Source organism: Ligilactobacillus sp. (genome assembly GCF_036846325.1).
Classification (GTDB): domain Bacteria; phylum Bacillota; class Bacilli; order Lactobacillales; family Lactobacillaceae; genus Ligilactobacillus.
In genome coordinates this window covers 1-3,998 of sequence record NZ_DAIUCE010000122.1, presented here as the reverse complement: position 1 = coordinate 3,998, position 3,998 = coordinate 1, and the positions used below count along the sequence as shown (strand labels likewise).

At 41.7% G+C, this 3,998-nt stretch carries 7 protein-coding genes and 1 tRNA gene; 5 read left to right on the top strand and 3 right to left on the bottom strand.

Annotated features, from left to right (window positions below):
- Positions 1-154: 154 nt before the first annotated feature.
- From V7Z60_RS09005 to V7Z60_RS08995, 3 genes are all read right to left on the bottom strand, one after another.
- Positions 155-520 carry a hypothetical protein gene (locus tag V7Z60_RS09005; RefSeq protein WP_334117492.1) on the bottom strand — a complete coding sequence of 122 codons (366 nt, stop codon included), beginning with the start codon at positions 518-520 and terminating at the stop codon, positions 155-157.
- A 104-nt stretch (positions 521-624) separates the two neighbouring features.
- Positions 625-1,074, bottom strand: coding sequence for a universal stress protein (locus tag V7Z60_RS09000; RefSeq protein ID WP_334117491.1), 450 nt, complete (start codon positions 1,072-1,074; stop codon positions 625-627).
- 48 nt (positions 1,075-1,122) lie between these two features.
- Positions 1,123-1,434 carry a hypothetical protein gene (locus V7Z60_RS08995; RefSeq protein ID WP_334117490.1) on the bottom strand — a complete coding sequence of 104 codons (312 nt, stop codon included), beginning with the start codon at positions 1,432-1,434 and terminating at the stop codon, positions 1,123-1,125.
- 202 nt (positions 1,435-1,636) lie between these two features.
- On the opposite strand from V7Z60_RS08995, the gene V7Z60_RS08990 reads away from it, so the two are divergent.
- From V7Z60_RS08990 to V7Z60_RS08970, 5 genes are all read left to right on the top strand, one after another.
- Entirely contained in the window at positions 1,637-1,885 is a 249-nt protein-coding gene (locus tag V7Z60_RS08990; protein WP_334117489.1) for a hypothetical protein, read from the top strand.
- Between the two features lie 12 nt (positions 1,886-1,897).
- Positions 1,898-2,179, top strand: coding sequence for a hypothetical protein (locus tag V7Z60_RS08985; RefSeq protein WP_334117488.1), 282 nt, complete (start codon positions 1,898-1,900; stop codon positions 2,177-2,179).
- A 63-nt stretch (positions 2,180-2,242) separates the two neighbouring features.
- Positions 2,243-2,326 (top strand) — tRNA-Leu (locus V7Z60_RS08980).
- Between the two features lie 362 nt (positions 2,327-2,688).
- A complete protein-coding gene (locus tag V7Z60_RS08975) occupies positions 2,689-3,264 on the top strand; it encodes a hypothetical protein (protein ID WP_334117487.1) in 576 nt (191 codons plus the stop codon).
- A 98-nt stretch (positions 3,265-3,362) separates the two neighbouring features.
- Entirely contained in the window at positions 3,363-3,947 is a 585-nt protein-coding gene (locus V7Z60_RS08970) for a TIGR00730 family Rossman fold protein (protein WP_334117486.1), read from the top strand.
- The last annotated feature ends 51 nt before the right edge of the window (positions 3,948-3,998 follow it).

Sequence of the window (3,998 nt, the reverse complement as noted above, 5' to 3'; positions counted from 1 at the left end):
CCTGACTGGGCAGGCGATTCTCAGCACTGTATTTAAAAAATAAGGTTTTCATGTCCCGAAATTGAAAGAATGCCGGACAAAATCAGTCGACTTGCGACTTCCCTTGCTCGGCATTCTTTCAAGAGGAAAAAAGGGCTTTCTTTCCATCCTCTTTTCAATTATGTCTGTCTGCTCTGATAACGTTGAACGTCTGGGTGTTGTACTTTACGACAATGATGTTGCAAACGGTGTACAACGTCAGGAAATATGCCAATTGATTGAGCGTACCCACAAAGGCAAGCACCAGGGAGAGCACGAAGAAAATATTTCCGACGATGCTCCATTTTCTTCTGTCATGGTTGATTCTTTCAATTTCATTAAGCTCAAGAGATGACAAAGATTCAAACGGCTTGACTGCAACCGTGCTTTTAAGTTTGGCCAGATTCCAGCTGAGTCTGATATTATAGATTGTTAAAATTAAAAGTGCGACGTATACGATCGTCGAAATCGGATCAAGTGACAAACGAATCGTTCCTTTCATTACTAATCGAAAATCCTTGTAGAGAAGTGTAACTGATTTTTATAATTAAAGCAAGTTCTGCAGGGTACAAAAAAACTGGAATTTTAATTCCAGTTTTAAAAAGATCATCTGGCAATGATGATGTCGCATGGAGCCGTTCTCGTAACGTAGTCGGTAACTGATCCAAGGAAAAGTCTTTCAACCGGATTTGCGCCCGTGGGTCCCATGACGATCAGATCGATACCGTGATCTTTGATGAATTCCTTGGCAATAACGCTTCTGGGAGAGCCATAGCGGACGTGCATCGCAACGTCGTCCCAACCGGCCTCATGTGCACGTTCGACAAGATTTTTCAAGTAGTCGCTGACATCTTCAAACGCCTGATAAACGACATCTCCGCTTGCATCAACCATGCCGGCGAAGCTGACGGTAAACTGATTTAAATCGATGACGTTCAAAACATCAAGATGGGAATGGTTTCGCTTGGCAATTTCAACCCCGCGGTCAAAAGCAAGTTCTGCTGCCTTTGAGCCGTCAACGGGTACCAGGATTGTCGTATACTTCTGTTCTGTCATATTGACCACTTCCTTTTAGAGGTTTCTTCCAAGTTCATTATAACATTTTTATCGGTTTGCGTCCGAAGAACCGTTTTGTGCGATGATGAATTTGTAAAAACCGTTGCGGATTCGTTCAAGCTGGGAAAAATCATCTTTCTTGTCGGTCAGGTCCCGGGCGATGGCGACAAGCAGTTTTACATAGGCGGAATCGTCGTCATCAGACAGGTTTATTTCGGCATTGATCGAGCGCCTGATTGATTTCAAAATCAGCCTGGCTTTATTGAGATCATCGTTAGAAAGAATGTATTCAATTGCCTGCTGAGATTCAGCGCGGTACGCGCGTGCACGTTCGAGCTGATAAGGAGTTGTTTGATTCATGAGGGTTCCTCCTTCAATGGTTGCGCTTACATTAGTGTTGTCTTCATCATACTGTATTTTTAAGGGAAATTCAATATGCTGTTGATATGAAATACAGTGTTCATTAATTTCAATGCTGTTTTGAAAAATTATGAAAAAAGGTGTAGAATATAATTAAACACAAGGAAGGGTTTCCATCTTAATCCTGAGGAGGAATCATAAAATGGCGAAAGGATTTGTAGAAGAGCTTGTGGACAATGTAATTGAAAAAGATGACGAACAGACGACTTTTCGTGTTCCAAGCAAGCGTGAGAATTTGGTTTTAAGAGTCGATAACGATCTTCTTTCGAAGTTTTCAAACGGCAATGACAAGCTTGAAAAGATGCTTAGAAATTTACTGCGCAACCGTTCAGCCAAGAACAGGCGTGAAGTAATCAATATCAACAAACGCAACTACAGAATCTTTCTTTAAAGGGGGGTATCCATGTTTCTCACGACAGGTGAAATCAATCGAACATACACCATCAAAGGAATCGTAAATGCCACGGTCAAGAAGGAACTGACATCTGATCAGTTGGATCAGGTTGATGAATTTGATGATTTGTATACCGAAGTCAAGGGAAAACTGATTGAGCGTGCCGTAGCCAAGGGCGGCGAGGGAATTATTGCCGTTCGCTTTGAGCCGCAGGTGGTAAGAGTTTCCGTTGGCCCGAAGTACTTGATGCTTCACGGATACGGGACCGTTATCGGATTTCCAAAAAAATAATAAAAAAGTACTTGATTAATCTGAATTAATGTGTATAATGATAAGAGTAGTTACTTATCAGATGCCGCTGTGGCGGAATTGGCAGACGCGCAACGTTCAGGTCGTTGTTTGGATTTCCAAGTACAGGTTCGACTCCTGCCAGCGGCATAATGTTCCCTTTTGTGGAATCAGCGATTGTTGAAGTGTTTTAGAAGCAGGTCACTGCTTTTTGACAGCTTTAACGGTAATTTTCATTTTTGCGAGATCTAGACATTTATAATGATGTTTGGGTCTTTTTTGTTTTCAAAAGCAGTCTGGATAACCAGGGTGTGGAGCCGAACGCTTATAAAATTGCGAATAGTTTTTTGAATGAATAACTTCATAAATAGGATATTTGTATTAGTTCTCTATCATATGTAATTGGATATTAGATATTTTTGTGAAGAAAGTCTGAATTTGATAGTTAAATTCGTCTTAGTTTGCTCGATATATGCTATGATAACATTAGCAGTTTATGAGAGGTGTTATTGGTGAAATACGTTAATGAAGCTTATGATTTTGTCAACCATGCCTGGTCGAAAGCTAAGATTCAAAAATTAATCGCACCGTTGGAAGGGTTGGCATACTGCACGACGGTAAAGGGATTCAAAGAGGTTGGATCGGGAGTTCAGCCGGAGGAGAGCAACTATTTCAATTTCTTCTATCCGAAGGGAAGATTTCATGATTCTCTGTACGGGGATGATTTTCCGGCAGAGGATTTGGTAACTGATTGCATTTGTGAAGCGGTCAAGCAATACATAGAGGGTTCGAGCAGCGAATTTCAGGTTCCTTTCGTCAGAATTCTGATTGATTTGATGAGCAATCCTCGTTTTACATATTTAGGGGATGGCGAAACGGAAAAGAAGTATGTTCACGTCATACCTGATGATGACAATGCTTATCTGCTGGCATTAAAGGGCGAATTTTTGGCTGAGTTTCATTTTGGCAGCAAATCGGATACTGATGATGAATATCGTGCAGAATTCACGCCGGAAGAGATTGATGAAATGCGCAGGATGAGCAATCTGGCGATTGACTGGTCCAAGGTCAATTACGAATCCGCATAGTTTTACAGGAGCCTCGTTTCAGAAATGAGACGGGGTTTTTGCTTTGTCTCCGAAATGTTAGAATGATTGTATCATAATCTAAAAGGTGGAAATATAACATGTCAGTCTTAGCAAACAAAAAAGTGTGCGTTTTTTGCGGGTCAAATGCAGGTGCCGATTCCGAAATCCGGCAGGCGTTGGGGACTTTAGCCGAGTATCTTGTCAAAAATGAAGATACGCTTGTCTATGGAGGCGGTCGCCTGGGACTTATGGGCATGCTTTATGAAGACGTTTCAAAAAGAAACGGGAAAGTTATCGGCATAATTCCTGAAATTCTGGAAGATCATGCGATTAAGCCGGTTGGTCAAACGGAACTGATTCACGTATCCGACATGTCCGACAGAAAGAAGCAGATGATGGAATTGTCTGATTGCTTCGTGGTATTTCCCGGTGGCCTTGGAACGATGGAAGAATTTTTTCAAACATATTCCTGGTTTCAATTAGGGATTGTTCAAAAACCGATTATTTTGGTAAACATTAATGGCTATTATAATGATTTGATTAGTTTTTTAAAGCATTCCGCCGAAACGGGTTTTATGCCGGGGGAAAACGTGGATGCGCTGATTATCGGTGATGATTTGCCGGATTTGTTCAGCAGGGCAAGCAAATTCAAGTATGTCAAGGCAAACAAGTGGCGCAATTAGACAAGGTGCGAAGACCAGCCGCTTAACAAGGCGGTAGATAAGGAGGGGCGC

Excerpts from the sequence above, each read along its gene's own strand:
- V7Z60_RS08990 (WP_334117489.1), top strand. The coding sequence starts at position 1,637 with ATGGCGAAAGGATTTGTAGAAGAGCTTGTGGACAATGTAATTGAAAAA.
- V7Z60_RS08995 (WP_334117490.1), bottom strand. The coding sequence starts at position 1,434 with ATGAATCAAACAACTCCTTATCAGCTCGAACGTGCACGCGCGTACCGC.
- V7Z60_RS09000 (WP_334117491.1), bottom strand. The coding sequence starts at position 1,074 with ATGACAGAACAGAAGTATACGACAATCCTGGTACCCGTTGACGGCTCA.
- V7Z60_RS08985 (WP_334117488.1), top strand. The coding sequence starts at position 1,898 with ATGTTTCTCACGACAGGTGAAATCAATCGAACATACACCATCAAAGGA.
- V7Z60_RS08970 (WP_334117486.1), top strand. The coding sequence starts at position 3,363 with ATGTCAGTCTTAGCAAACAAAAAAGTGTGCGTTTTTTGCGGGTCAAAT.
- V7Z60_RS09005 (WP_334117492.1), bottom strand. The coding sequence starts at position 520 with ATGAAAGGAACGATTCGTTTGTCACTTGATCCGATTTCGACGATCGTA.